Origin of the sequence: Bordetella tumulicola (assembly GCF_965138755.1) — a bacterium.
In the GTDB taxonomy this organism is placed as follows: domain Bacteria; phylum Pseudomonadota; class Gammaproteobacteria; order Burkholderiales; family Burkholderiaceae_B; genus Bordetella_A; species Bordetella_A tumulicola.
The window spans coordinates 99,137-123,772 of record NZ_CBCSFP010000003.1 but is presented as its reverse complement, the minus strand read 5'-3'; the positions used below and the strand labels follow the sequence as shown (position 1 = coordinate 123,772).

General features: G+C 55.8%; 22 protein-coding genes and 1 pseudogene. 8 read left to right on the top strand and 15 right to left on the bottom strand.

Going from position 1 to position 24,636, the window contains the following annotated elements:
• Positions 1-22 precede the first annotated feature (22 nt).
• A complete protein-coding gene (locus tag ACNAZS_RS10820) occupies positions 23-1,132 on the top strand; it encodes a PepSY-associated TM helix domain-containing protein (RefSeq protein ID WP_415789118.1) in 1,110 nt (369 codons plus the stop codon).
• 184 nt (positions 1,133-1,316) lie between these two features.
• Here ACNAZS_RS10820 and ACNAZS_RS10815 read toward each other — a convergent pair whose 3' ends face one another.
• Positions 1,317-2,132, bottom strand: coding sequence for an APH(3')-I family aminoglycoside O-phosphotransferase (locus tag ACNAZS_RS10815; protein ID WP_415789116.1), 816 nt, complete (start codon positions 2,130-2,132; stop codon positions 1,317-1,319).
• A gap of 105 nt (positions 2,133-2,237) precedes the next feature.
• On the opposite strand from ACNAZS_RS10815, the pseudogene ACNAZS_RS10810 reads away from it, so the two are divergent.
• Positions 2,238-3,313 (top strand): annotated as a pseudogene (locus ACNAZS_RS10810) (transposase).
• A 469-nt stretch (positions 3,314-3,782) separates the two neighbouring features.
• Positions 3,783-4,238 carry an ArsR/SmtB family transcription factor gene (locus ACNAZS_RS10805; RefSeq protein ID WP_415789114.1) on the top strand — a complete coding sequence of 152 codons (456 nt, stop codon included), beginning with the start codon at positions 3,783-3,785 and terminating at the stop codon, positions 4,236-4,238.
• An 11-nt stretch (positions 4,239-4,249) separates the two neighbouring features.
• On the opposite strand, the gene moaA is transcribed toward ACNAZS_RS10805, so the two are convergent.
• From moaA to ACNAZS_RS10785, 4 genes are all read right to left on the bottom strand, one after another.
• Positions 4,250-5,344: a GTP 3',8-cyclase MoaA gene (moaA, locus tag ACNAZS_RS10800; protein WP_415789636.1), complete on the bottom strand. Its 1,095-nt coding sequence runs from the start codon at positions 5,342-5,344 to the stop codon at positions 4,250-4,252.
• A 62-nt stretch (positions 5,345-5,406) separates the two neighbouring features.
• Positions 5,407-5,715, bottom strand: coding sequence for a c-type cytochrome (locus tag ACNAZS_RS10795; protein WP_415789112.1), 309 nt, complete (start codon positions 5,713-5,715; stop codon positions 5,407-5,409).
• 49 nt (positions 5,716-5,764) lie between these two features.
• Positions 5,765-8,248, bottom strand: coding sequence for an arsenate reductase (azurin) large subunit (locus tag ACNAZS_RS10790; RefSeq protein ID WP_415789110.1), 2,484 nt, complete (start codon positions 8,246-8,248; stop codon positions 5,765-5,767).
• 13 nt (positions 8,249-8,261) lie between these two features.
• The gene (locus tag ACNAZS_RS10785; protein WP_415789107.1) at positions 8,262-8,792 is read right to left on the bottom strand and encodes an arsenate reductase (azurin) small subunit; all 531 of its coding nucleotides are present in this window, start codon (positions 8,790-8,792) and stop codon (positions 8,262-8,264) included.
• Between the two features lie 121 nt (positions 8,793-8,913).
• Here ACNAZS_RS10785 and ACNAZS_RS10780 point away from each other — a divergent pair, with 121 nt between their 5' ends.
• Genes ACNAZS_RS10780 through ACNAZS_RS10770 form a run of 3 tightly spaced genes read left to right on the top strand, consistent with a single transcriptional unit; the run spans position 8,914 to position 12,727 of the window.
• Positions 8,914-9,843, top strand: coding sequence for a substrate-binding domain-containing protein (locus tag ACNAZS_RS10780; RefSeq protein ID WP_415789105.1), 930 nt, complete (start codon positions 8,914-8,916; stop codon positions 9,841-9,843).
• Positions 9,840-11,345, top strand: coding sequence for a sensor histidine kinase (locus ACNAZS_RS10775; RefSeq protein ID WP_415789103.1), 1,506 nt, complete (start codon positions 9,840-9,842; stop codon positions 11,343-11,345). Before ACNAZS_RS10780 ends, ACNAZS_RS10775 begins: the two co-directional genes overlap by 4 nt.
• Complete coding sequence (locus tag ACNAZS_RS10770) at positions 11,342-12,727, top strand: sigma-54-dependent transcriptional regulator (protein WP_415789101.1); 1,386 nt, start codon at positions 11,342-11,344, stop codon at positions 12,725-12,727. The genes ACNAZS_RS10775 and ACNAZS_RS10770 overlap by 4 nt, the downstream gene beginning before the upstream one ends.
• 156 nt (positions 12,728-12,883) lie before the next feature.
• Here the strand turns inward: ACNAZS_RS10770 and ACNAZS_RS10765 are convergent, their stop codons facing one another.
• The 6 genes from ACNAZS_RS10765 to ACNAZS_RS10740 form a co-directional block, all read right to left on the bottom strand.
• Positions 12,884-13,363 carry an ArsI/CadI family heavy metal resistance metalloenzyme gene (locus tag ACNAZS_RS10765; protein ID WP_415789099.1) on the bottom strand — a complete coding sequence of 160 codons (480 nt, stop codon included), beginning with the start codon at positions 13,361-13,363 and terminating at the stop codon, positions 12,884-12,886.
• Between the two features lie 122 nt (positions 13,364-13,485).
• The gene (gene arsH, locus ACNAZS_RS10760) at positions 13,486-14,235 is read right to left on the bottom strand and encodes an arsenical resistance protein ArsH (RefSeq protein ID WP_415789097.1); all 750 of its coding nucleotides are present in this window, start codon (positions 14,233-14,235) and stop codon (positions 13,486-13,488) included.
• Positions 14,236-14,246: 11 nt separating this feature from the next.
• Positions 14,247-15,503, bottom strand: a complete 1,257-nt coding sequence (locus ACNAZS_RS10755) for an MFS transporter (protein WP_415789095.1) — start codon at positions 15,501-15,503, stop codon at positions 14,247-14,249.
• Between the two features lie 6 nt (positions 15,504-15,509).
• Positions 15,510-15,935: an arsenate reductase (glutaredoxin) gene (gene arsC, locus ACNAZS_RS10750; RefSeq protein WP_415789093.1), complete on the bottom strand. Its 426-nt coding sequence runs from the start codon at positions 15,933-15,935 to the stop codon at positions 15,510-15,512.
• Positions 15,936-15,943: 8 nt separating this feature from the next.
• Positions 15,944-17,026: an ArsO family NAD(P)H-dependent flavin-containing monooxygenase gene (locus tag ACNAZS_RS10745; protein ID WP_415789091.1), complete on the bottom strand. Its 1,083-nt coding sequence runs from the start codon at positions 17,024-17,026 to the stop codon at positions 15,944-15,946.
• Positions 17,023-17,349, bottom strand: a complete 327-nt coding sequence (locus ACNAZS_RS10740; protein WP_415789089.1) for an ArsR/SmtB family transcription factor — start codon at positions 17,347-17,349, stop codon at positions 17,023-17,025. Before ACNAZS_RS10740 ends, ACNAZS_RS10745 begins: the two co-directional genes overlap by 4 nt.
• Before the next feature lie 112 nt (positions 17,350-17,461).
• Between ACNAZS_RS10740 and ACNAZS_RS10735 the strand changes: the two genes are divergently transcribed.
• Complete coding sequence (locus ACNAZS_RS10735) at positions 17,462-17,884, top strand: ArsR/SmtB family transcription factor (RefSeq protein WP_415789087.1); 423 nt, start codon at positions 17,462-17,464, stop codon at positions 17,882-17,884.
• Between the two features lie 131 nt (positions 17,885-18,015).
• Here ACNAZS_RS10735 and pstB read toward each other — a convergent pair whose 3' ends face one another.
• The 4 genes from pstB to ACNAZS_RS10715 all read right to left on the bottom strand — a co-directional run bounded on the left by pstB (position 18,016) and on the right by ACNAZS_RS10715 (position 21,901).
• The gene (gene pstB, locus ACNAZS_RS10730; protein WP_415789085.1) at positions 18,016-18,897 is read right to left on the bottom strand and encodes a phosphate ABC transporter ATP-binding protein PstB; all 882 of its coding nucleotides are present in this window, start codon (positions 18,895-18,897) and stop codon (positions 18,016-18,018) included.
• Between the two features lie 51 nt (positions 18,898-18,948).
• Positions 18,949-19,902 (bottom strand): phosphate ABC transporter permease PstA, encoded by a 954-nt coding sequence (gene pstA / locus ACNAZS_RS10725; protein ID WP_415789083.1) that lies wholly within the window; start codon positions 19,900-19,902, stop codon positions 18,949-18,951.
• Position 19,903: 1 nt separating this feature from the next.
• On the bottom strand, positions 19,904-20,833 hold the full coding sequence (gene pstC / locus ACNAZS_RS10720; RefSeq protein ID WP_415789081.1) for a phosphate ABC transporter permease subunit PstC: 930 nt from the start codon (positions 20,831-20,833) through the stop codon (positions 19,904-19,906).
• Between the two features lie 81 nt (positions 20,834-20,914).
• Positions 20,915-21,901, bottom strand: coding sequence for a PstS family phosphate ABC transporter substrate-binding protein (locus ACNAZS_RS10715; RefSeq protein WP_415789079.1), 987 nt, complete (start codon positions 21,899-21,901; stop codon positions 20,915-20,917).
• A gap of 370 nt (positions 21,902-22,271) precedes the next feature.
• On the opposite strand from ACNAZS_RS10715, the gene ACNAZS_RS10710 reads away from it, so the two are divergent.
• A complete protein-coding gene (locus ACNAZS_RS10710; RefSeq protein WP_415789077.1) occupies positions 22,272-24,515 on the top strand; it encodes a PhoX family protein in 2,244 nt (747 codons plus the stop codon).
• Positions 24,516-24,636: the final 121 nt, after the last annotated feature.

Genomic DNA, 24,636 nt, shown 5'->3' with positions numbered 1-24,636 from the left:
GTCCGCAGGAGACTCGCCGCCCGTGAGAGCGGTGCGTAGCAAGACCTGGTATCTGGTCCACAAGTGGACCAGCCTGGCCTGTACCGTCTTTATGCTGGTGGTCTGCGTCTCTGGCTTGCCCTTGATCTTCCGTGACGAAATCGTGGATTGGCTGGACGCGCCACCGTCTTGGCCAAGTGTCGTGCCGAGCACGCCTGCGCCGTCTCTCGACGGCTTGGTCGCCCAGACGCTCCAGCGTTACCCTGCGCACCGGATCGTAGAGATCGACGTCGCCAGCGACTCGCCCAGCATCATCATGGCGTTGGCGCCCAGCCACGAGGCCCCGTCCGGCACATCCTCGATCCGGCTGCAGTACGATGCCCGCAGTGGCCTGTTGCAGCAGGCCGTCCATCATGCCGACGAAGGGTTGGGTACCCGCATCATGACGGTCATGATTCGCTTGCACATCGACCTCTACGCCCGCCTTCCCGGTCAGTTATATCTGGGGTTCATGGCCGTGCTTTTCGCGGTGGCGGTGATATCGGGCGTCGTCCTCTATCACCCCTACATGAAGAAAACCCCATTTGGCACTGTCCGCACCGAGCGCGCTTCGCGCCTGAAGTGGCTGGACTTGCACAACCTTCTGGGGATTGTCACGCTGGTCTGGGCGCTGATGATGGGCGTCACTGGCGCCATCCACGAACTGGCGGTTCCGGCATTCCGCTATTGGCTGTCTAACGATGTCCAGGCCGCTGTGGCGGTGGATGCCGATGCGGGCCTCGGTCCATCGCCACAGGCCTCAGTGCAACAGGCCTACGCCACCGCGAAGGCAGCCGTCCCCGGTCGGGTCGTGGAGTCCCTGCGTTTTCCCAACGCCGGCCTGGGTTTGCCCCATCACTATCTGTTGTGGGCGAAGGGTGAAACTCCCCTGGGCGCCCACCTCTTTGACGGTGTCCTGGTGGACGCGCGCACGGGCCGATTGACGGCGGTCCTGGAAATGCCTTGGTACCTGCGCGTGCTGCAGTTCTCGCGACCGCTGCACTATGGCGATACCGCTGGCCTACCACTCAAGATCATCTGGGCCGCGTTAGACCTGATCGTGATCGTTATCTTGGTTAGCGGCCTGTATCTTTGGCGCAAGCGCAAAATCTAGGGGGCGAGGCGACCATCGATCCTGCTCTGGGCAAAAATTCCCGCACACCAGACCAAATAAAAAAATGGGGTAGAGCCGGGCCGAAGCCGATGAAGCAGAGAACTACACCTACGCTATAGCCCTCCATGCTCCTCCTAAATGGGATGCACTGGCGCCCTAATCGCGAAAGCCGCCGTCCTCGGCTTCAGAAAAGCTCGTCCAACATCAGATGGAATTGCAGCTTGCGTTGATCGAGGTCGGCGATGCCATATTGCAGAAGGAACCTCCTCTGTAGCGACGGGCCAAACTCGCCGAGACAATTCCAGAGTATGGCAATGTCCTGGTATCGGTCAGCGATACCAACCCGGCCAACGTCGATGCAGCCCGCTACCTCGCCTTGATGAATCAGAAGATTATCAAGCGAGAAGTCGCCATGTGTCACGACCGGATCAGGTGTGAATGGCAGAAGGCGCTGCAGTGCCTCCCAGACCTGTTCGGCGGTCCAACCGTCCCGCTCCTCATCGAAATCGTCGACATCGACTAGACCCGCATCGATACGTGTCCGTGCGCGGGCAAGTCTGAAAGCGTGATCGCTGTTGAAGGGACACTCCCCAACCGGGATCGCGTGCAGCCGGCGCAGGAACGCTGCCAGAGCGTCGACAACTGCGGGGTGAGCATCGGGGCTTGATTTCAGCACTTGGTAGGCTGTTCTTCCATGCACCGCTGTCATCAGCAGCCATGCCTGACCAGGCGTGCGAACGAAGTGCGCGACGGCGGGTACGGGGATGTGTCCCGCCAGCCAACCCAGCCTTGCCATCTCGTCGGTGATATCGTCAGCAACGGCATCTTTGCCGTGTTTCAGATACAGATCTGGGGCGCGAGCCTTACCGTGTAATCGATAGACGGCACCGCCGGACTCACCGATAGCGTCGCGCGCCCACTCATACCCCGCCAGCACGGCTGACATACTTGCGGGGAGCGGTACGGCTGGGCAAGCTTGTTCCGACTCGGCATGGATCATTCAATAGTCTCCGTACGGCCGCCATGTCTGCATATGGCGGCTCTACATCATAAACGGGGGGATACCGACATTCATTAGACTTGTTTTTGCGAAGAAACACGTTTAATGGAGGCAATGCCCATGTCCCCAATCGATTCTATCTTAGGGATCAGAGATTTAGTAGTTCAGCGCGTCGAGCGGCGTCGAGACATTCACGTCTGGGCCAGGCCCACCAAGCGGCCTGTGTGCGAGTACTGTGCGCATGAGGTTGTGCGTATTAAAGCGACACATCAACGTACCCTCAAGCACACTCGGCAGGGTAATCAGTTGATGGTGTTGCACCTGAGCGTGCCCAAGTACCACTGCCCCGACTGCAATCGCTATTTCCGGCATCGGTTTTCTGGCATCCGCCCTCGACTACGCGCCACCGAGGCCTATCGGCTGGAAGTATTTGAGGCGCACGAGGGCGGGGTCAGCCAACGCAAGCTGACGGTCACCCACAGCATAGGCAGCGCGACGGTCGAGCGCTGGTATCAATCGTTCGTGAAGCGACGTGTGTCAGAACTCTCGAGCCGGGCTTGCCCGCAGGTGCTGGGCATCGACGAACACTTTTTCAGTCGTAAAAAAGGCTACGCCATGACGCTGGTGGATTTAAAGAACCATAAGGTATTCGATGTAGTGCTGGGGCGCTCAGAGTCCAGCCTGCACGGCTATTTGAAGCGTTTGCCGGGCAAGGAGCACGTGCGGCTCATCGTCATGGATTTGTCCGAGACCTACCGCCGAATTGCTTAGCGGTATTTCCCCAATGCCATGATTGTGGCCGACCGTTTTCATGTCATTCGGCTGGTCAACCAACATTTCCTCAAGCTGTGGCAACAGCACGATCCCGACGGTCGCCGGAACCGTGGGCTATTAAGCCTGATGGGCCGCCATCACTGGAAACTGACCGCCTTGCAGAAGGCCTGGCGTTGATCCGGCAGTTCGAGCAAAGTCCGGCCAAGGCGCTGGCCGCGACGTTACTATCGTGGCTGGAGCCGATCGTACGGATGTGGCGTTTCACCAAGTCCAACGGGATCACCGAGGGATTCCATACGAAGATGGAGATGCTCTCGTGTCGTGCGTTTGGGTTCAGAAATTTTGAGAATTACCGCATGAGAGTCTTGGCTCAGTGCGGTTGGAATGGCGTTATTAACCGGGTCTGATGAGTGTTCATCCCCCGTTAATGGGGTAGAGCCTGGGCTTCTATGGATTTCTGTAGAACTCAAACTGGCGGGAGGGTGGGATTCATATTTCTGTTTTTTAACATACAAATCAATTGGATAGATTTAATAAGAGAATAAATACCGTTAAAAATACCGTATTCCATACAACGTGTGTCGAATACAAGCAGGAGTTCCCCCTCGGGAGGCTTTTTGTTTAACTCCGTTTTGTTCTTCGTCCAGATCAAAGAAACCGAATTGGTTATCGTCGTTAAACCAATGAGGGCTAAATTCATCCCGAATATCGACGCGAACTAGGTGCTGTTCTCTCAAGGTCGCCAAAGCGTGGATCGATATCAATCGAACACGGGGTGATTCAGAATGGTTGCTGGATTGTTGCTGACACTAATTTGTCATGAATACGATATAGTCTGTCCGGATATACAGAACCAATGACGCTATTTGCGCCGATATGCCTACAGTAAGCACCCCATCGCCGGCCGTTGTCAGCCATTTCAACCCTGATCCTCCGCTGGGGGAAATGTCTTTCCAGCACGCATTGAGCGCTTTTCATGCGCTGTCTCAACCGACGCGCCTGGAGATCTTTCGCCTGCTGATGGAGCGTGAGCCCGAAGGCGCCGCAGCTGGAACGATTGCAGAGCTCGTGGATGGGCCTCACAACACGGTGTCGCAACACCTATCAGTGCTGGCGCGTGCTGGCCTGATCTGGGGTGATCGACAGGGGCGCAGCATCGTCTATCGGGCTGACGTTCGTGTGATGGGCGCTTTGATGTCCTTCATGCTGACAGATTGCTGTCACGGTCACCCCGAGGCCTGCGCACCGATTATCGCGGCACTGACGGGGCATTGTGACTGCGAGATTGTCGTCAACAAGAAAAAATCACAGCTGAAAAAGACCAAGGCCTGACCACCATCAAGCTAGCCGCCGATGTAGCTCATTTCAATCTTGCGTGAGCGTGGCTGGAGATGGCGAATTTCCGAATAGCGATCGTTGCGGCGGTGCCAAGCTGATTCAATGGTTTGCCTTAAGCTGACATCATCGTCTGCACCGCGCAGCAATTGCCTCAAATCGATCCCACTCTGCGCGAACAAGCAGGCATAGAGCTTACCTTCAGCGGATATCCGGGCTCGCGAACAGTCCCCACAAAATGGGCTGCTCACACTGGAGATAACACCGATTTCTCCTGCGCCGTCCTGGTATCGCCAGCGTCGGGCGACTTCACCCGTTATCGCGGGCTCCATGGGCTCCAGGCGAAAATCTCTATCGATCCTTGATAAGACTTCGGTCGATGGCACCACCGCACTCTGGCTCCATCCGTTCGTCGACCCTACGTCCATGAACTCAATGAATCGCAGTACATGACCGGAATGCCGAAAGTATCTGGCCATCGGCAGGATTTGATGGTCGTTTAGGCCGCGGCGAACCACCATGTTGACTTTGATGCTCTTGATCCCGGCCTTAGAGGCCGTGGCAATGCCTTCAAGAATCTGGTCGACAATTATCGGTGTATCCGTCATTCGTTGGAACGTGTCTACGTCCAATGCGTCGAGGCTCACATTCAGTCGCTTGAGGCCAGCTCCGGCGAGAGCGGATGCTTTGTGAGCCAAAAGCGCACCATTGGTGGTCATGGCCAGATCTACCGGAAATCCCGTTGTCGTTTTGAGACCCGCAAGGCGATCAACGAGATCTTCAATTCCCTTTCGTAGCAAAGGCTCGCCACCGCTAATACGAATCTTGCGCACGCCTAATGCGACGAATAGCCTCGCCAGGCGCTCAATTTCGTCGAAGCTGAGCAATTGATCGCGACGTAGAAACGCATAGTCGGTACCAAACACGTCCCGCGGCATGCAATAGGAGCAGCGGAAGTTACATTGGTCGATGACGGATATGCGCAAATCGTGTAACGGCCGGCCCAGTCGATCATGTAGCGGTTTCCCACGATCGTCTAAAGCCGATCCCAGTGACCAACGGGCTCGTCGTGTGCGGCAATCAAGCAACGGGGCTTCAAGCATATCGAAATATGAGCAACCGATTGACAGGCACGCGGCAGCAATGCCGCGTGCCTGCATATTATCTATTCTGGTGCGCCGGCGAGTATCCATTCAACCACCTGGCGGGCGTCTTCCTCGGAAATTCCCGGGTTGGGAGGCATGGGTACAGGCCCCCATGTTCCCGCGCTACCATTCTTGATTTTTCCAACGAGAAGATCTTTCGCGTTCGGTTCATCTTTGAATTTTTCGCCCACAGCCCGATAGGCGGGACCCACAACTTTCTTGTCGATAGCGTGGCAGGCAAGGCAATTATTCTTCGTCAGAATAGAAGTGACTATTTGATCGGGTGCTGCCACAGCAGTCACCGAGGCCAGCATAAGAACTGCGGACATGCACAACTTGTTTACACGCATAACGCTTGATGCTCCAGTCAGATGAAAACTATGCGAGAGTGAAGCGCCGGCTCTTGAAACTCACCGTATTCTTGAACTCTTCGACGGAGCCCACTTTGCGAATATTCCCCCAGGCTCCCTTGTAGTACGGAATGATGTTGCGATCCGTCCAATCGGTGGTGACGTCCCCCTGGATGCCGTTGACATAGCCGAACATCATGAATGTCTGGCCGCGCTTGATCTCCGGGACCGGATAGACCATCGCATAGGTCGATCCGAAATCGTTGTACACCTCGACAATGTCGGATGCCTCCACTGCGAGTTCCTTGCAGTCGTCGGGGTTGATTTCGATGTAGGCCATCGGGTAGCGGTCTTGAGCAAAGCTACTGTATTGATCGTGATACGCCGTTTGCCAGATCTCGTTATTCCGTCCGTTGTTCAGCCAGAATTTGAATTTCTTTCTCTGGGCTTCGACGATCTCTGGAAGTCCGTTCCACTGTGCGGGCTTGAAATGAGCCTTCCCGTCATCGGTATCGAATTTCCCGTCGGTATAGAGCATCTCGGTGCCCTGTAGATGCCCATCCGCATATGCTTTGACCGGCAACTGTACCCCATTGTTGCCCGCCGCTTTTAGGCGCTCATACGTGACCAGGTGGCCAGTATTCCCGCCCTGGCTATCGATAGCTGGCGCTCCTTGTTGGCCTGCTCGTCGGAATCCATCGTTAAAGGCGTCCTCCTCAGTCTTCCAATCAAAGCCGGAAAAGCGTTCGACCATCGCGGCGTTGCCTTCCTTTTCGTACAGCGTCTTCAGTGTATTGGCGATGCGGGCAGCAATAAGGCAGTCCGCCATAGCCTCGCCAGGAGGGTCCATGAATTTTTCGGATAGGCGTATCCGCCGCTCGCCATTCATTGACGTCAGGTTTGTTTCGCCGGGATGTGCGGCAGGCAACAGCAAGTGAGCGGCTTCGGCAAGTTTCGTGGGGTACAGATTGATGCTGGCGACAAAGAGGCCACCTTTCGTTGTCGCGTCGTAGATGATGTCGACGAGCTCTTCGGTTGACGCGCCGCGCGCCTTTAGCATTGCATTTTTTACGATCGCCGAGCGCTTGAGAACTGCCTCGCGCAGCGCTTGAGCATTATTGCTGGTCTGGAAGTTATTGGATCCCCACCAGGTCATGATCCGGCCGTTACCTTTGATGAGCTCCTGATCGATATAGATCTTTTTGTCCCCGGGATAAGGAGGTCTTGCGTAGCCTTCCTGATGCCCTCCCATGCGAACACATCCCGTGCCGCGCCGACCTACATTGTGAGTGGCGATGACTAAATCCAGAAGCGCCGACTGGATCATGTAATTGTCGTTGCCCCAGATGATCCCTTTTTCGTAGGCATGCATAGTGCGAGGCAGTTGGCCGCTTTGCTTGGGTTTGTAGGACCATTGCGCTGCCTTCTTCAGATCATCTATAGATACACCGGTGATCTTGCTGCACTCTTCCAGCGATAGGCGATTAGTCTTGACCGCTTCGTCAAAGCCTGCGGTGTGTTCCTTGATAAATGCTTGGTCGATCCAGCCCTGCTCGACGACATAGGTGAATAAGCCATTGAACAGGGCAGTGTCAGTACCTGGCTCGATGGCCAAGTGCAGGACGCGGTCTTTCCCCGCGATTTGGCGGGCAATGGAAATAGAGGGTGTATCGCGTGGGTCAACGAAAACGATTCGGGTGTCTGGGAGGTCTTCCTCTAAGAATCGTTCCTTCTTCTTGGCCGTCGTCTGTCCGTACAGATTCGGCACCCAGTGGTTGAGGAAGTAGTTTGTTTGCGACTCATAGGGGTTGTTGCCGATCGACCAGAGAACATCAGCGAGTTCGGCGTCTTCATAGGCGTTGTTCAGTTCACCAATGCCCATCTCGCGGGTAGCGTGGCACTCGGAGTTGTAAGCCGGCCGATTGTGGATGCGTACCATCGGGGTTTGCAGGGCAGAGAACATCAGCTTTCCCGACGCCCACGTGTTTTCAAAGCCTCCGCCAGCACCACCATGATCAAAACAGGAGAAGACGATGCCTTCAGGACCGTCGCTGTCAAGCACCTTCTTCAACAGCCCTGCGTACAGCGCCAAGGCTTTCTCCCACGGGACATCAACCCATTGATCGGCAGCGTACAGTCGAGGCTGTTTCAGACGAGCTTTGCCATCGCCGTCGGGCGTGTACATATAGCTGGCCATTCTGCCGCCCCGAGTCGAGCTCAACCCACTGTTGACCACGCATTCCCGGTCGGGGACGATCATGATGTTGTGGCGCGAGCCGTCGCGTTGTGTGATGACATTGGTCATCGCGGGCGTCAGCGTGACAGCAAAAGGTGGGAGCTGTTTGCGAAAGTCCAGCCCGAGGGCGTTCTGCTCCGGCGCTCGGCCCCCTTCTCGTTGCTCGGGCCATTTGTAAACATGGTAGCCGCAGCCGACGATACAGAAGTGACAGGTTAGGTTAGTCCGTGCAGCATCCTTGGGCGGCAGCGCGATACGATCTTTTGTCTTGGCCATGAGTACCTCCGTTTCAGAGAACGTTGGCCTGACGGCCATAGATCAGGCCTTCGACGCCGACCGCGGCAATGGCATCGGTGCCAGTGTCATAGCGCAGAAGAATCCTGGGGAGGTTCTCCGTTGCCTGTCCACATATCATCTGTCCCGCCCGCTCGGCGTCGAATTCGCTGAAGTGGCACGGGCACTTGAACGTCTTGGTTTTTCCGTCGAACACCGTAGGGCAACCCATATGCGTGCACAGCGTGCTGTATGCCACGACGTCACGCTCAGGGCCAACGCCGCCCGGGGTTGGACGTCCGAGTTTGACTGCTACGCAGGGCGACCCCTCATCTGGATAGGTGAACTGCAGCGGCGCTTCGACAGTGAGTTGCTTTGCCGCTCCAATGGACTTTTCAGGATAGGGTAGGGATACACCCGTTGCTGTGGGCTCGGCGGGCTGGGCGTGAACCGAAGCGATAGGAATCAGCGCCGCAGCGGCTGCCACTCCGCCTGATCCACTGACCTTGAGAAAGCCGCGTCGGGTCAAAATAGGGGTCTCTGACATGTCGTTAATTCCGGTTGAAACGAAATGACGGTTTCAGTACTCTGTACCTGCTATAAGCAAAGGATGTGCCAATTCCGAAAGGATCAGGTGTACAGAGACAAATAACCAGGAGATGGGTGCGATGTCGTTCCAGCTAGGTAACATTGGCCCGGCGGCGCCGCGCCCTGCGTTACCGTTTGGTAACCGCCGTAGGTACCTTATTGGCGGTATGGCAGCGATTGCCTGTTGCGCCACAGCCAAGTTGAGTCAGGCGGAGACGCCAATCCGTTTGGGTACTACGCCTGTCTTCCTTGATGATCAGCTCCAACTGCTCGAGATCTGGCGTGCAGACCTACAGGCCTCATTAAGGCGAGATGTTCAATTCGTTCAGCGCCGTAGCTATGGTGAAATCGTTGATTTGCTGCTGCGAGGGCACATCGATGCTGCCTGGATTTGCGGATACCCCTATGTACTCAATGCGGATAGATTGCGTCTTTTGGCCGTGCCGCAGTACAGGGGAGAGCCGCTCTACCAGTCCTATCTGATCGTGCCAAAGGCAGATGATGATACGCAGGATGTTAGAGATCTCCGTGATCGTGTTTTTGCCTACAGTGATCCGTTGTCGAATTCAGGTTTTCTTGTGCCGAGGACTGAGTTGATATCCACTCACTTCGATCCTCTGAGTTTCTTCCGTAAGACGTTTTTCACTTTTGCCCATAGCAAAGTTGTCGAAGCCGTATCAGCTGGGCTCGCCAGTGGTGGGGCAGTGGACGGATATGTGTTCGATAACATCGCATTGAGGTTTCCCGCACTCTCGGAAAACGTCCGCGTGGCCTGGCGATCGCCGGATTATGGCTTCCCCCCCATCGTTATTAGTAATACCGTGGCCTCGGATACCGTTGAGGCATTACAGGAAGCGCTATTGAAGATGCACAACCGCCCGGATGGCCGGCTTATCCTTGACCGTCTGATTTTGGATAGATTCGTGGAGAGAGGAGATTCTCTGTACGATGGAATTCGGCGCTTGGTACAAGTATCTGCTGGCGACCAAGCCGGCTCGGAGGCCACATGAACCTGAGCCGTTGGAGTCCTTGGTCACGGGTCAGCTATCGCTATAAGGTTCCACTCGCTCTGGCGGCAGCGATTATTCTGACTGAAGTTGTCGTGACCTTTACGCTGCTGCGGACTGTGTATGTCGGCATGCTACGCGACACACACCAAAGTGCATTGGCCCTGATCCAAGTTCTGTCTCTTTCCGTGCGTGAGCCTTTGGTACGAGATGATCTATGGCGCGTCTATGAGGCGCTGCGCATTCCGATGGCAGCCGGAGATGGCGGTTCGGGATTAAAGGCGATCATTGTGATCGACCCGCGTATGCGGGTATATGCCGCATCGGATCCAAATCGGTATGCTGTTTTGTCCTCCATTGCAGCACTCCCCCCGGCGTTGCGCGCAACTGCGGAAACGCTGCGAGAGGGGAATGAGACGTTTCTTTTCAATGCAACAGACCGTTTTGAAGACTCGCTTGCGGTAGCTGGCGCGGCCATCACATCGGAAGATGCGGGCTTGGCCGGATATGTACTGGTTGCGTATGACCTTCGAGTTTGGCGGCAGCGCCTGAATGGCCTCGTCAGGCAGGTGCTGCTTATCAGCATACCGGGCTTGCTGCTGTTGTTGCTAATCGGCTGGTGGTGGGGGAATAAGATCGCTCGCCCACTACTGTCTTTAGCGCACGTGACACAGCGCGTGGGGCGTGAGCCGATACAGAATATTGATCTGTCGATTCCGAAAGGAGGTAGCGACGAGATTGCAGTTTTGGGGCGTAGCTTCTCTTCAATGCTGGCTCAATTGGAACACCAGGAGGCCCTTAAGCGAGACATGGTGGCTGCCGAGCGGCTGGCGGCGGTAGGACGAGTCGCCGCTGGTGTCGCACATGAAATCAATAATCCGCTGGGTGGAATGCTCAATGCACTGGATACCCTAGAGAAGCATGGTCAATATGATGAATTGACCGGTAGGACCATTGGACTGACGCGCCGCGGCCTTCAGCAGATTCGCACTACGGTCAACGCGTTATTGGTGGAGGCTCGGTTGGACTCGTCGTCGATAACTCCAGCCGACTGGCAAGATTTGAGGATGTTGATAGAGCCTCAGCTCGTTGATAAACACGCCCTATTGCTTTGGAATGTTCCTATCAGCCAAGTATTATCGTTGCCATCGCATTTGGTTCGACAGTTGACGCTGAATCTGCTGATTAACGCCAAGAATGCAGTTGAGCCCGGAGGCAGTGTGAGCTGCGCAACAACGGTTTCGGACAAGGTGCTGAGGATAGAAATTGCCAACTCTGGGACCGCTATTCCCCAAGAGGCCCTTGCTCATCTTTTCGAACCCTTCCGCGTTGACAATCAGAGCGGAGGAAAGACCCGAGGTTTGGGGCTGTGGGTGACTTACCAGATAGTGACGCAGATGCAGGGCACCATCGAAGTGTTGAGCGAGCTGGATTACACCGCATTCACTGTGACACTGCCACTTTACGAAGACAAGCAGGTATCGAGCAAGGAGGTGCAATCATGAGCCAGCCCCATGTTTGTTTGATTGAAGATGACGTCATCATGGGGGAGTCTATCGTCGAGCGTTTTCGCCTGGAAGGCATGCAAACGGATTGGTTTGCCTGTGCAGTACAAGCCAAGGCGGCGATCAAGGCCAACGCCTATTCCATTATTGTCAGTGATGTGAGATTACCCGATATTGACGGTGACGAACTCTTCTGTCAGATGATTGCTGAAGGCTGTACCGTGCCCCCTTTTATCCTGATGACCGCCTATGCGACGGTTGAGCGAGCGGTCAGTCTGCTGAAGCTGGGCGTCAAAGACTACGTCACAAAGCCGTTCGATATCTCCACGCTGGTCCAGAGGGTACGTGACTTTATGCCGCCCGATCTGGTGTATGCCGAGAGCATAGAGCTAGGGGTGTCCCAAGCGGCACGTGACTTGTACCGGCTTGTTCCCAGGGTCGCCGGTCGGGCGTCCGCCGTTTTGGTGACTGGCGAATCAGGCGTGGGCAAGGAAGTGCTGGCACGCCTGATCCACCGCCAAGCCAGCGCTGAATCAACGATACGGCCTTTCGTCGCCGTCAACTGTGGAGCTATCGCGCCCACGCTGGCTGAAGCGGAGTTCTTCGGCTACGAGCGAGGTGCTTTTACTGGCGCTGAAAAAAGCAAAAAGGGGTTTTTCGAGCAAGCTCACGGTGGAACTTTATTTCTGGATGAGGTGGGTGAGTTGTCGCTTGCATTACAGGCTGCACTGTTGCGGGCGATACAGGAAAAGCACATTCGTCGTTTGGGTGCCGAACGCGATACGTCAACGGTGTTTGACCTCATCTGTGCCACGAATCGAGCTCTGCCAGATATGGTCGCTAATCGTGAGTTTCGGGAGGATCTTTACTACAGGATCAACACCATTACTCTGCAGGTAGAGCCATTAAGGAAACGGCCTGAGGATATCTCGTGGTTAGCCAAGCGATTTGCAAGTAGTATCGCGCAACGGCTTGGCGAGCCGGTGAAATCTCTCCATCCATTGTCGTTGATGAAGATGCAAACATACGCATGGCCCGGCAATATTCGCGAGCTCCATAATCGGATAGAGCGCGCTTGTCTGGTCAGTCAAGCAGATGTCTTGCTGCCGGCAGATATCTTCCCAGACCAGGCAGAGACGGGTACTGGCACACAGTTTGCCATGTTACCGCAGGGCGAAGCCACGTTAGTTTCTTATCAAGAAACCTGTGAACGGTTGTACATCGAAGAGGCATTGCGCCGCCACGGTGGACGGATACAAGAGACGGCCGACGCGCTGCAAATTTCCCGAAAGAACCTTTGGCAGAAAATGAGGCGACACAGCATTGAAGGGAAGGGCCACATTAGTGGTAAAGGCCTAGATGAGCTCAAGGCAGGATCATGACGGCCTTTTGAATGTCAATGTCGCGTGGTTCGCTTGAGCCATGTCCAACAATGCCAATAGTGCTTCTGGACGCAGGTGCGTAAGGTTGTAATCGACCACAATTTTGTTGAACATGGCTGGCTCCTCTGCGATGAAATATCTATCGCATTGACGTTCCTAACAACAGTGCTTTGCCCGAGTCGTTTCTCGACGTGTATTGAACGTGCCCGCCTGCCCCGAGTCAGAGGCGCAGCACGCCGCTGTGCTGGTTTTCTCTTCGCGGGCGTGGAAGGTGGGTATGCTGCCGAGTGTGTGGTACGTTTCCCATGCGACGCCGGCTGGGTCGGTAGTCCAGTGCTTGTTAGAGCGGGCATAACAGCACCCTATTTGAGACTCCACACGAAAGCCAATGTCGGCAACTTCGAGTCGGCTGCGCAAATCCAGCAGTTCTTCTTCCGAATCAACCTGGAGGCCGAGGTGATCAACGCCAACTGTTTCTCCTCGCCGAGAAATAGCGAAATTGATGCGAGGATCGTCCAGCATCCATTTGGCGTAGTCGGCCTTGACGACCGACGGAGCTTGGCCAAAGAGAGTGGAATAGAACTGGACGCTTTTGTCCAGGTTTTCTACCGATACGTGTACATGGAACCGCTTCATGGCCTGTCTCCTGAAATGAGGTTTGAGGCTGGACGTTAATTCCATACGTTTTTGATATATGGAATTAATCAAGCTTCGTCAAGTCCCAGACGTTACTGCTTAGCGTGCAGAGATAATTCCACTCACTGGGCTGCCGATTCATGCGCCATGGCTTGGCGACCGAGTCGAGCGATGTCCTCCGCCATCCCCTTGCGTTCGCTATATCGGTCGGTCAAGTAATCGCTACGATCACGAACAAGCAAGGTGAATTTGTATAGTTCTTCCATGACATCGACGACGCGGTCGTAATACGGGGACGGCTTCATCCGGCCTGCCTCATCGAATTCCTGGAATGCCTTGGCCACAGAGGATTGGTTCGGGATGGTCACCATCCGCATCCAACGTCCCAGAACGCGCAACGAGTTGACTGCGTTGAATGATTGAGAGCCGCCCGACACCTGCATGACAGCCAGAGTACGCCCCTGCGTGGGACGGACACTTCCGGTCTCCAATGGCAACCAATCGATCTGGCTCTTAAAGACACCAGTCATATTCCCGTGCCGCTCTGGGCTACACCACACCTGTCCTTCGGACCAAATGGACAGCGCCCGCAACTCTGCCACCTTTGGATGGTCGGCTGGTACGCTATCGGGCAAAGGCAGGTCGCGAGGGTCAAAAATTCGAGTTTCTGCACCTAAGCGAGTCAGTATGCGGGCGGCCTCTTCGGTAAGTAGGCGACTATAGGATCGCTCACGCAGTGAGCCGTACAGCAGCAAAATCCGGGGTGCGTGATCTGAGCCGCTCGATAGTGCCAACTTCTCATGAGTCGGGATATCGAGCAATGCCTCTTCCAGGCCGGGCAGTTCGAGATCGGAGGGGGAGGAGTAAGTCATTTTAAACACGCTTAGTCATGTGCAAGTTCAAGAGTAGGGCGGCTGAGCCAGGCGGCGAACCAAAATGCCGTAGCCAAGACAAATGCCACTGCAAGGATGGCAGCGAGCACGCTGGCGTAGGACGAACTAAGCCCCCATAGCGCGGCGGCGCCCAGTGGTGCGGCAGCCCGTGCAAATGTCATGGGCACGGTGAGCAGACCGTTAATAGCGCCGTAGGCGTGCCGGCTGAGCATTTCCGGAACCACCATGCCGCGAACGATGGTAAAGATCCCGTTAGCTGCGCCGTAGGTCACGCAGATCGCGGCAACAGTCAGAAAGTCGAGGTTCAGAAACGCCAGGGCGCCAAAGGCTAGCGGGAATACGGTCACCACGGCTGTACCGACCATACGCATTGATGCGCGGGCTGCAAACATGCTGACGACGATGCGGCCGGCGACTTGGGCTGGGCCGATCAACGCAATCGCTTGTACGACTGAGGCGGTATCGAGACCGCGCTCGAGCAGCAACGGGTACATATGAAAAGTGAACGCCGAAAACATTGCCGCGTACGCGGTCAGTGATAACAGCAGCGCCCAGAAAACGGGGCGTTTCAACGCTGCTTGGACAGCATCCTTGCTTTGTTGTCGCTGGTGGCCAGGATCGATATCGCCCTCTGGCTGGGCATCACGCGTCGGTTGGATAAAGATCAGATAGGCACCGGTACAAATGATGCCGTTGACCGCCGCTAAGGCGATCAGCGCCTCGCGCCATCCCCACTCGTTGAGCAGCCATTGCACCAGTGGGATGAACGCCGTACTGGCAAATCCGCCCCACAATGTGAGCGCCGTTATTCCGCTGCGGGACTGGCTTGCCCCCATTCTTCGGGCAATGACTGCGAATGCGGGTTCGTACAGCGTCGCGGCCTGTAGAGCGCCTATTCCAGCTACCAGCACATAGAAGGCGACAAGCGAGGTCACTTGTGACCAGAGCAGCAAGAGCACCGCGGCGAGTAAAGACGACAGCCCCATGACCCAACGGCCGTGCCCTCGATCCACCGCGACGCCGACCGGGTATGCCGCCAGCGCGGCGAGGACCAGGCCGAGCGTCGCCGCGCCATACAAATCAGGTTTGCTCCATCCAAGTTCGGCGCCCATTGCCTCCGCGATCAACGGAAAGCTGTAATAAAGCGACCCCCAAGAGCATATCTGACCCACCCCGAGGGCGGTAATCAGTCCATGCGCCTTGACGGGAGAGGAGCCGCCGTTGATTGCCGCAGAGGATGGCATCATCGTCGCTTAGCTGACGCGCTTTCCGTTCTCGTTGATGACGGCCTCGCCATCTTCTTTCACGAAGGCGCCTCGTTGTGGCTGTTCCAGAATGTCCAGAACCAACTCGGATGGCCGGCATAGCCGTACGCCCACCGCAGTGACGACAAAGGGACGGTTGATGAGGATTGGGTTGGCCAGCATGGCATCGATGAGCTGTTCATCGGACAGTGCCGGATCATCCAGGCCGAGCTCGGCATAAGGCGTGCCCTTTTGCCGGATGGCTTCGCGCACCGTCAAACCGGCGCGCGAGATCAAATCGATCAGGGTCGCGCGGTCTGGCGGGGTTTGCAGATACTCGATGACCTGCGGCTCGACGCCGGAATTTCGGATCAGCGCGAGGGTGTTGCGGGAGGTCCCGCACTGGGGATTATGGTAGATGGTGACGTCGCTCATGATAGTCCTCAAGGTGATAGGAGAGAAGGGGTGTTGATATGGGCAGTAACCTCTACCGCAGTAGACTTTGCAGTACGCATTACGCCAACAAGCGTGGCCGAAGCAAACCCAGTCCATTCGCCGTAGCCAACAAGCCAAAGGCCTGGGGCCTCCACGGCTTGGGTGCCATGAACGCGCACTTTGCCGTCCGGATGTACGATTCCCAGAGGCTCCAGGTGATCCAGAGCGGGTCGGAACCCTGTGCACCAGATCACCGCGTCTATGGCAGTGGACGTACCGTCTTGCCAGATGACACCTTCGGGCGTGAACCGGATGAATGGCCGCACGGATTGCAGTACGCCTCGAGCACGGGCCTCACGCACGGGTGGGACCATGACCACATCGCCAAAGCCCCCCGGAAGGTTCTCAGGAGCCTTGCCTTGTTGCAGTGCTTGCCAGCGCGCCGTAGCTCGCTCAAACAGGACGCGACCGTCGACATCGTCTGGCAGAAACAAGGGCTCCGCTTGCGTGACCCAGGTCGTTTGCGCGACTTGCGATACTTCCGCCAGGATCTGGGCGCCCGAGTTGCCCCCGCCCACGACGAGCACTCGCTTTCCGGCGTATGGAGTAGGGCAGCGGTAGTGCGCGGAATGAATCTGTTCCCCGTTGAAGGTCTGTATACCCTCAACGGGGGGGATATAGGGCGTACTCCAGGTCCCAGTTGCACTGACGACGGCCCGGCTGCGCCATTGCCCGTTGACAGTTTCTATAGCGAAATCAGAGTCCTCACGTCGAACCGCCGTGACCCGCACCGGGCGTTCCACGGCAAAACCGTATCGGTCCTCGTACCGGGATAGGTAGTCAACCACCTGGCCACGTGTCGGATAGCCTTGGGTGGCAGGCATGGGCCAGCCAGGCAGCGAACTCCATTGGCTAGGTGAGAATAGATGCAAGGATTCCCAACCAAGGCGCCAGGCGCCACCAGATTCAGGCGCAGCGTCCAGCAACACAAATGTCAGATCGGTGCGCTTCAGGAAATACGCGACTGCGAGAGCACTTTGTCCACCACCAATGATGACGACATCGGCGTGCCGAGCATCTTGGGCGTTCATGGCACACATCCCTCAGCGTCATCTACCGAGGCAGCACTCAAACCCGTACAGCATTCGGCCGTCAGATATTCCACTAGACCGTACATCAACGCGATGTCGGCCCGATAGCGCATATAGCGGCCCTCCTGTTCGACCGTCAGCAGTCCGGCCTGGGTCATTGCCTTCAGGTGGAACGAAAGATTGGTGGGCGGCAGGTGTAATTCGCTGGCGATCTGGCCGGCGACGCAGCCTTCGGGAGAGGCGCGTACAAGCAGGCGAAAGATGTCGAGCCGTACGCTCGAGGCCAACGACTCAAAGATAGGAATGGCGGTGTTTTTATCCATATCTCAATACTACAACAATAGTTGAATAATTGTAGTAACAGAAATACGACTGTCATAAATTTGTCATGTAAGGATTGCATTATGTCTGTAATTCACGACATATGGAATGGTAATGGATGCGATAGATATTCCCGCAAGCCGGGCGCAAGCGACAGTCAGCGCTATCGATATTCCGATTTGCTCACGGTCGGAGAATCTGGATGTTGCCGCCGCATTTGGCGCCATCGGTCACACGACCCGCCTAGGCATTTTGCGGACTCTTATTCAACAGGAGCCATACGGTATCGAGGCCGGCAAACTGGCGTCTTTGGTCGGTGGACCGCGGAGCACGGTTTCTCAACACCTGGCCAGCTTAGCCAAAGCCGGCTTGGTTGTAGGCGTGCGGACACAAGAGGAAGTACGGTATCGCGCTAACTTGGAGGGCCTCTACGGCTTGCTCGAGCTGCTGTTGCAAGACTGCTGCAGGGAAAACGATGGCGTATGTATCCCGAACGATAGGCACTCGTCTGGCGCTTTTGGTTTTGGTGCTCGTTGATTGAGTATCGATAGCAGAAATGGGCGCCCGCTGAGAAGGCCTGCGCCGATAGCTGTGGCAATCGATCCGTCGCACGTAGTTGCGTCGCAGCGCAGAAACGCATCCATTGCCGTTCTCGCCGCGAGCCCAATTCAACCGAAGCGGCCGGTGATATAGTCGCCGGTCATTGCGTGCCTTGGCTTGAGGAAAAAATCATCCGTCGGTCCGAATTCAACCATTTGCCCCAAGTGCATAAATGCGGTGTAGTCGGAAATTCGCGCGGCCTGCTGCATGTTGTGTGTGACGATGACGATGGTGTACTGATTTCGAAGGCTATTGAAAAGATCTTCGATTTTCGCGGTCGCGATTGGATCCAGCGCTGATGTCGGCTCGTCAAAAAGAATTATTTCCGGGTTAGGAGCAAGCGTACGTGCGATGCATAAACGCTGTTGTTGGCCGCCTGAGAGCCCATAGGCAGACAAATGAAGCCGGTCCTTTACTTCATCCCAGAGCGCAGCTTGGCGTAGCGCCGATTCAACGCGTTCATCCAGAATTGAACGGTTGGTGATGCCTCGTACTTTTAGTGCCGCGGCGACATTCTCGTATATGGATTTGGGGAATGGATTGGGTTTTTGAAACACCATGCCAATCCGTAGTCGAATCAGAATCGGATCGGACTTGAGGTCGACCAGGTTGCTTTGCTCGGGTAATAAGTTGATCTGCCCGCCATAGCGAGTTCCGCGATACAGGTCGTGCATACGATTGAAACACCGCAGCAAGGTGCTTTTTCCGCAGCCAGACGCTCCAATAAGGGCGGTGACTCGGTCTTTTGCTATAGGAAGATTGATGTCCTTCAGTGCTTGGAATTCGCCGTACCAGAATGATAAGTTCTTCGCTTCCGCCCGTAGCGGTACCGTCGGGGGCACTAGTATCGAATTAACAGGCGTGGTGGGGACTGCGGTGGCCGCAGAGCTCGGGCTCTTGATCACGACCGGTGCATCAACGGGTTGGCTCTGCATAGTGAGGTCATTCATTGAATATTCTCGGCTTAGGAGGGAGTCCTGATCGCTAATCAGCGATATCAGCTAGTTCATTGTGTGACGGCGCAAACGGTAACGGATATAGATCGCTAGTGCGTTCATGACCAGCGTCATCGCAATGAGGACCACGCCGGCCGCAGCGGCATTAACGTGAAACTCGGACTGTGGGCGAGACAGCCAATTGAACATCTGAATTGGCAGGAGGGTGAAAGGAGCTTCAAGCCAGTCGAAGTTGATGAACGGAAATCCGGCTTGGATGGGGGACGGTGGCAGGAACGCAATATAGGTCAGCGCGCCGATGGTAATCACCGGCGCTGTTTCGCCGATCGCACGCGAGAGTCCAACGATTGCGCCGGTCAGGATTCCCGGCCGGGCTGCTGGCAGGATAAAGGAGGACATCGTTTGCCACTTATCGGCGCCGATGCCGTACGCGCCCTCTTTGACTGTCTGAGGAATGCTGCGGACAGCCTCGCGCGTGGACACAATGATGACGGGAAGGATAAGTAGCGCCAGCACGGCGCCCGCGACAAAGATAGTTTGTCCTAGTCCCAGCATATATACAAACAAGCCGAGGGCGAGAAGGCCATATATGATCGAAGGAACACCAGCAAGATTTCCTATGTTGATCTCAATGAGCGTTGTAATCAGATTTTTGGGCGCATACTCCTCCAGATAGAGGCCGGCCATCACACCCATGGGTACCGCTAACGCTGCCGTTACCACCATGACAAGCGTAGTCCCCACCCAAGCGGAGAGAATGCCGGCGCTCCCAGCCCGGCGAGAAGGAAAGCTAGTCAGGAATTCGTAGTTGATGCGGCCCGCGCCATCAAGCGCCAGGTCAAGTAACAAAGCGATCAGCAAGGCCATCGACACAATCAGAATCGCCACACCCGCCAACCCAAATATGAAATCAGACCGCTTGGCGGTTCGACCGACGCGGGCCGCGAGCTGCGGGTCGTACTCTACGGCCGTGCTTTTCGACATCAGTGGACGATTCATTTCAGTAGATTTCCCGAAAACGCTGGCGCAATAGGTGGCCGAAGAAATTGAACGCGAAAGTAATGATGAACAGCACTAGGCCGACGGCGAAGATGCTCTGGTAAGCCAAGCTCCCATGCGGCAGATCGCCCATGCTCATTTGTACGATGTATGCGGTAATGGTGGCAGCGCCTTCACGTGGGTCGGCGGTCAGATTGGGATTTTGACCTGCGGCGACGGCTAGTACCATCGTTTCGCCTACTGCCCGCGACATGCCCAGTATGTATGCGGCGGTGATGCCCGAGAACGCACCGGGTATTACGACACGGATAGCGGTCTGGACTCGCGACATTCCGAGGGCATAAGCGCCCTCACGCATCGAACTCGGTACGGCGCGCATGGCGTCTTCACTTACCGATACGATGTAAGGCAGAATCATGATGCCGAGCACGATGCCAGGGACCAACAGGTTGAACCCGCCAAGACCCGGGATAAAAGTCTGAAAAAACGGTGTCAACAGCAGGAGTGCAAAGTAGCCGTACACGATAGTCGGAACGGCTTCCAGCATCTCCAGGCAAGGCTTTACAACCTCTTTTACTGATGGGCGCGCAAATTCACTAAGATAGACGGCCAGCACAGTGCCCAGCGGGATGGCAATGATCAATGCAATACCTGCGGCCCAAAGCGTCGCCGTTAGCAAAGGCCAGATTCCGAAGCGCGGGTTCTCGAACATCGGGGTCCACTGAGTGTCGGTGAGGAAGTCCCAGATCGATACCTGGGAGAAAAAGCCCCACGACTCCGTGACCAGGATGTACACAATTCCAGTGGTGATAAGTACTGAGGCTCCCGCGGCGAGGAACAATAAAACCCGAGTTACAGCGTCGACAGTGCGTCGCCGAGTGCGATAGGCTTGGCTCGGTATGAAACGTTCTTTGTCGGCAACGACGGACATTGGCGTTCCTATGGATTCCTGAGGGCATCGTGGGGCCACTATGCGTGGCCCCACGATCCGGACTCGCTAACTGTGAGCGGATTAATTTACGAGATCGGTCATCTTGACGCCGATCTTGGAGCCGCCTTCAAAGTGAGAGCCTGTCTTGCGCGCATCGAATTTGGCCTTCGCGGAATTCGCGATTTCAGCGGGCAGGGAGACGTAGCCGACTTCCGAAACGAGTTCTTCTTGGTTCTTCGGGTCAAATGCGAAATGAATGAAATCCACGACATGTTTCTTGTCGGCCTTCGACTTGTCCACATAGTAGAAAATCGGCCGTGTCAGCGGTTGATAAGTACCGTTGACCGCGTTTTCCACCGACGGGAGCACGCAAGAACCATCATCCTGCCGAATGGCGACAGCCTTGATCTTGTCCTTATTATGTTCGTAGTAGGCCAATCCCAAAAAGCCAAGAGCGTTCTCGTCGCGGGCGACGCCCTGGACACTCACGTTGTCGTCTTCGGTTGCGGTGAAGTCGCCGCGACTGGAGTGCTCTTTCCCCACAACGGCGAAAGTGTAATAGTCATAAGTGCCCGAATCGGTGCCGGCGCCGAATAGAACCAGCGGTGCGTTCGGGAACTTATCATTGATCTGGTTCCAGTTGGTCACCTTGCCTTGCGCTTCAGGCGCCCACATCGTCTTCAGCTCTGGGATCGACAAGCACTCTGCGAAGGTATTTGAAGGATTGATGATCGTGGCCAGTGCATCGATAGCGACAGGCATTTCGATATACTCTACGCCGTGCTGCTTGCACAGTTCCATTTCGTCTTTACGGATGGGGCGCGAGGCGCCAGTGATGTCCAGCTCGCCTCGGCAGAATTTTTTGAAGCCACCGCCCGTTCCCGAAACGCCCACCGTTACGCGGGTTTTGCCTTGTTGCGATTTTTGAAACTCTTCAGCGACGGCCTCCGAAATCGGAAATACGGTGCTGGATCCGTCTATGAGCACTGTCGGCACGTTCTGTTGCGCGTGAGCATTGAGGCCCGCACATGCGATGAATAGGCTTGCGGCAAGGGTCGACAACTTCATTTGTTTCTCCTGAGATAAAAGGGGCAGTTCAGGCCGGGGAGGCTGTTTTTAAATAATTCTTCATCTCCATGCATCATGAAATGCAGACATGACAACTTCATGACATAAGCTACAAACGAACCGCGACTCGCCCATCGAGCCATTAGGGCTCTAGAGGGCCAAAAATTTCATTAATAGTCGGGTCTGGGAAGGGGAGCGATAGTGGAGGTGGGGGCCGGTTCACCCACAGCCAAGCTCAATGCGCGGACTGTAGTTGTGCCATGGATCAACCAACGTGGTCGCTTCGACAATGTTGCGTTTGTGTCGTCATGAAAGAGTCATCAGCGTCGCATACATTCCTTACTTCGTTAAATCCAGACAGAAGGACGATATGAAGACCAAGACGAACACGCCCAAAGTCGACTTCAATGACGAAGATTCGAATACATCGAATAACCCAACATTCGATTCGGTGTTGCAAACACGGCTGAGCCGACGCGGGATGCTCAAAGGAGGTACGCTCACTCTTGGTTCCGTCCTCTTCGGCGTAGGCGGTCTGGCCGCCTGTGGAAGCAGTAGTGATGACGATGATGACAGTCCCGAAACGCCGCCGACTTCACCTTCGGAAACGCTGCTTGATTTCACCGCCGTACCCAAGAGCTTGGCCGATGCCGTCATCGTGCCCTCGGGATATACCGCTCAAGTGCTATACGCCCTGGGAGACCCGCTCTCAGCGGGTGTGCTGGCCTACAGGAATGATGGTACGGACATCGACTTTGAGAACCGTGCCGGAGACCATCACGACGGCATGGAGTGGTTTGGACTGGGCGCAGACAACCGGCCTTCGGCCAGCTCCACGGATCGAGGGCTTCTGGCCGTCAATCACGAAGCCACGACGAACGAGAGTTTCAGTTCGTTCTTCTTGCACCAGGACGGTGGCACCAACACGTTGCCACGGCCAGCCGCCGAAGTAGATAAGGAAGTGGCTATTCACGGCATTTCGGTTGTCGAAATTCAGAAGACCGGTAATTCCTGGGCGACTATGTCGGAATCGTCTTTCAACTTTCGTCTGACGGCACTGAGTGAAATCGAAATCGCAGGCCCGGCTCGCGGCAATCCACTACTCGTGACGAAGTATTCGCCCGATGCGACCCGTACACGCGGCACGTTGAACAATTGCGGCACAGGGAAGAGCCCCTGGGGTACGTTCTTGACGGGTGAAGAGAATTGGTACGGCTACTTCACCCGCGACAGCGCCGATGACGCGGCTCGGGGTAATGATAAATCTGTGACTTCGCTTCTGCGCTACGGGCGTAGTCAGGGTGCCGGCTCGCGCCACGGATGGGAGTCCGCCGGTGCGGATGATCGCTATGCTCGTTGGAATATAAGCCAATCAGGAACGTCGGCTGATGGTAGCGACGATTACCGCAACGAAATGAACGGCCAAGGCTACATCGTTGAGATCGACCCTTATGACCGTAGCAGGAAAGCAAAAAAGCGCACGGCCCTGGGGCGTTTCGCTCATGAAAGCGCAGCGTTCCGCAAGGCCGTTGCAGGGCAGCCTATTGTGGTCTATATGGGCGACGATGCTCGTGGCGAATACATTTACAAATGGGTCTCGGCCGCCAACTGGGATCCCGCGGATGCCGATGCGATCAGTCGCATGTCCGCAGGTGACAAATATTTGGACAACGGCAAGCTCTATGCTGCCAAATTCTCCGAAGACGGGACCGGTTCCTGGTTGGAGCTGTCGCTGCAAAACCCGGTTGTTAGCAGTTCCGCGACATATCCGTTTGCCGACCAGGCCGATGTTGCCATCAATGCTCGTCTAGCCGCAGATGCGGCGGGTGCCACGAAGATGGATCGCCCGGAATGGTGTGGCGTGAATCCCGCCAACGGCGAGGTGTATTTTGCTTTGACCAACAACACCAGCCGTCGCATTGATCCGACCGGTTCACAGTATGCGCCGGATGCGGCTAATCCGCGTGTGTACACCGATATGAAGAATGGTACCGCCCAGATGGGCAACCCCAATGGTCACATTCTCCGTGTCAGAGAGTCCTCCGCTACGGGCAGCGGCGATCAATTCGATTGGGACGTGTATTTATTCGGTGCGCAAGCTGACGCGGATGCCGGCACTATCAACCTGTCAAACCTCACTGATGATCAAGATTTCTCGAGCCCCGACGGCTTGGTATTCAGCGAGGCTACGGGACTGTGCTGGTTTCAGACCGATGACGGTGCCTATACCGACGTGACCAATTGCATGATGCTGGCGGCACGGCCTGGCCAGGTTGGTGATGGCGAGAAAAAGTCCCTCAATTACACGAAAGCTGATGGCAGCGCACTTACCGTGGATACCTATGTAGGGCAACCGCCGGCGGCTGAACAGCTCAAGCGCTTTCTCGTCGGGCCTGTCGGGTGCGAGATTACGGGCTTTTGTGAAACTCCAGATGGCAAGGCGATTTTTGTCAATATCCAGCATCCAGGCGAGAACACCAGTCAAGCTGATATTGCCAATCCATCGAAATACACCAGCCAGTGGCCGAGCAATTTCGGGTATGGGGCAGGAGTTCGGCCGAGGTCCGCCACGATCGTGATTACCAAGGACGACGGGGGGCGCATCGGGACGTAAGGAAGTCAAGTAGGGAAGTAGAGTAGTAGAGTAGTACGTCAGAAATCGTCGATGGTTGACGAATTTAGGGGCAATGCCGATCCGGCATTCGCCCCGCCTTTTTATGCGGAGCTCGACGTCG

Excerpts from the sequence above, each read along its gene's own strand:
- ACNAZS_RS10815 (WP_415789116.1), bottom strand. The coding sequence starts at position 2,132 with ATGATCCATGCCGAGTCGGAACAAGCTTGCCCAGCCGTACCGCTCCCC.
- ACNAZS_RS10805 (WP_415789114.1), top strand. The coding sequence starts at position 3,783 with ATGCCTACAGTAAGCACCCCATCGCCGGCCGTTGTCAGCCATTTCAAC.
- moaA (WP_415789636.1), bottom strand. The coding sequence starts at position 5,344 with ATGCTTGAAGCCCCGTTGCTTGATTGCCGCACACGACGAGCCCGTTGG.
- ACNAZS_RS10795 (WP_415789112.1), bottom strand. The coding sequence starts at position 5,715 with ATGTCCGCAGTTCTTATGCTGGCCTCGGTGACTGCTGTGGCAGCACCC.
- ACNAZS_RS10790 (WP_415789110.1), bottom strand. The coding sequence starts at position 8,248 with ATGGCCAAGACAAAAGATCGTATCGCGCTGCCGCCCAAGGATGCTGCA.
- ACNAZS_RS10785 (WP_415789107.1), bottom strand. The coding sequence starts at position 8,792 with ATGTCAGAGACCCCTATTTTGACCCGACGCGGCTTTCTCAAGGTCAGT.
- ACNAZS_RS10780 (WP_415789105.1), top strand. The coding sequence starts at position 8,914 with ATGTCGTTCCAGCTAGGTAACATTGGCCCGGCGGCGCCGCGCCCTGCG.
- ACNAZS_RS10775 (WP_415789103.1), top strand. The coding sequence starts at position 9,840 with ATGAACCTGAGCCGTTGGAGTCCTTGGTCACGGGTCAGCTATCGCTAT.
- ACNAZS_RS10770 (WP_415789101.1), top strand. The coding sequence starts at position 11,342 with ATGAGCCAGCCCCATGTTTGTTTGATTGAAGATGACGTCATCATGGGG.
- ACNAZS_RS10765 (WP_415789099.1), bottom strand. The coding sequence starts at position 13,363 with ATGAAGCGGTTCCATGTACACGTATCGGTAGAAAACCTGGACAAAAGC.
- arsH (WP_415789097.1), bottom strand. The coding sequence starts at position 14,235 with ATGACTTACTCCTCCCCCTCCGATCTCGAACTGCCCGGCCTGGAAGAG.
- ACNAZS_RS10755 (WP_415789095.1), bottom strand. The coding sequence starts at position 15,503 with ATGATGCCATCCTCTGCGGCAATCAACGGCGGCTCCTCTCCCGTCAAG.
- arsC (WP_415789093.1), bottom strand. The coding sequence starts at position 15,935 with ATGAGCGACGTCACCATCTACCATAATCCCCAGTGCGGGACCTCCCGC.
- ACNAZS_RS10745 (WP_415789091.1), bottom strand. The coding sequence starts at position 17,026 with ATGAACGCCCAAGATGCTCGGCACGCCGATGTCGTCATCATTGGTGGT.
- ACNAZS_RS10740 (WP_415789089.1), bottom strand. The coding sequence starts at position 17,349 with ATGGATAAAAACACCGCCATTCCTATCTTTGAGTCGTTGGCCTCGAGC.
- ACNAZS_RS10735 (WP_415789087.1), top strand. The coding sequence starts at position 17,462 with ATGGATGCGATAGATATTCCCGCAAGCCGGGCGCAAGCGACAGTCAGC.
- pstB (WP_415789085.1), bottom strand. The coding sequence starts at position 18,897 with ATGAATGACCTCACTATGCAGAGCCAACCCGTTGATGCACCGGTCGTG.
- pstA (WP_415789083.1), bottom strand. The coding sequence starts at position 19,902 with ATGAATCGTCCACTGATGTCGAAAAGCACGGCCGTAGAGTACGACCCG.
- pstC (WP_415789081.1), bottom strand. The coding sequence starts at position 20,833 with ATGTCCGTCGTTGCCGACAAAGAACGTTTCATACCGAGCCAAGCCTAT.
- ACNAZS_RS10715 (WP_415789079.1), bottom strand. The coding sequence starts at position 21,901 with ATGAAGTTGTCGACCCTTGCCGCAAGCCTATTCATCGCATGTGCGGGC.
- ACNAZS_RS10710 (WP_415789077.1), top strand. The coding sequence starts at position 22,272 with ATGAAGACCAAGACGAACACGCCCAAAGTCGACTTCAATGACGAAGAT.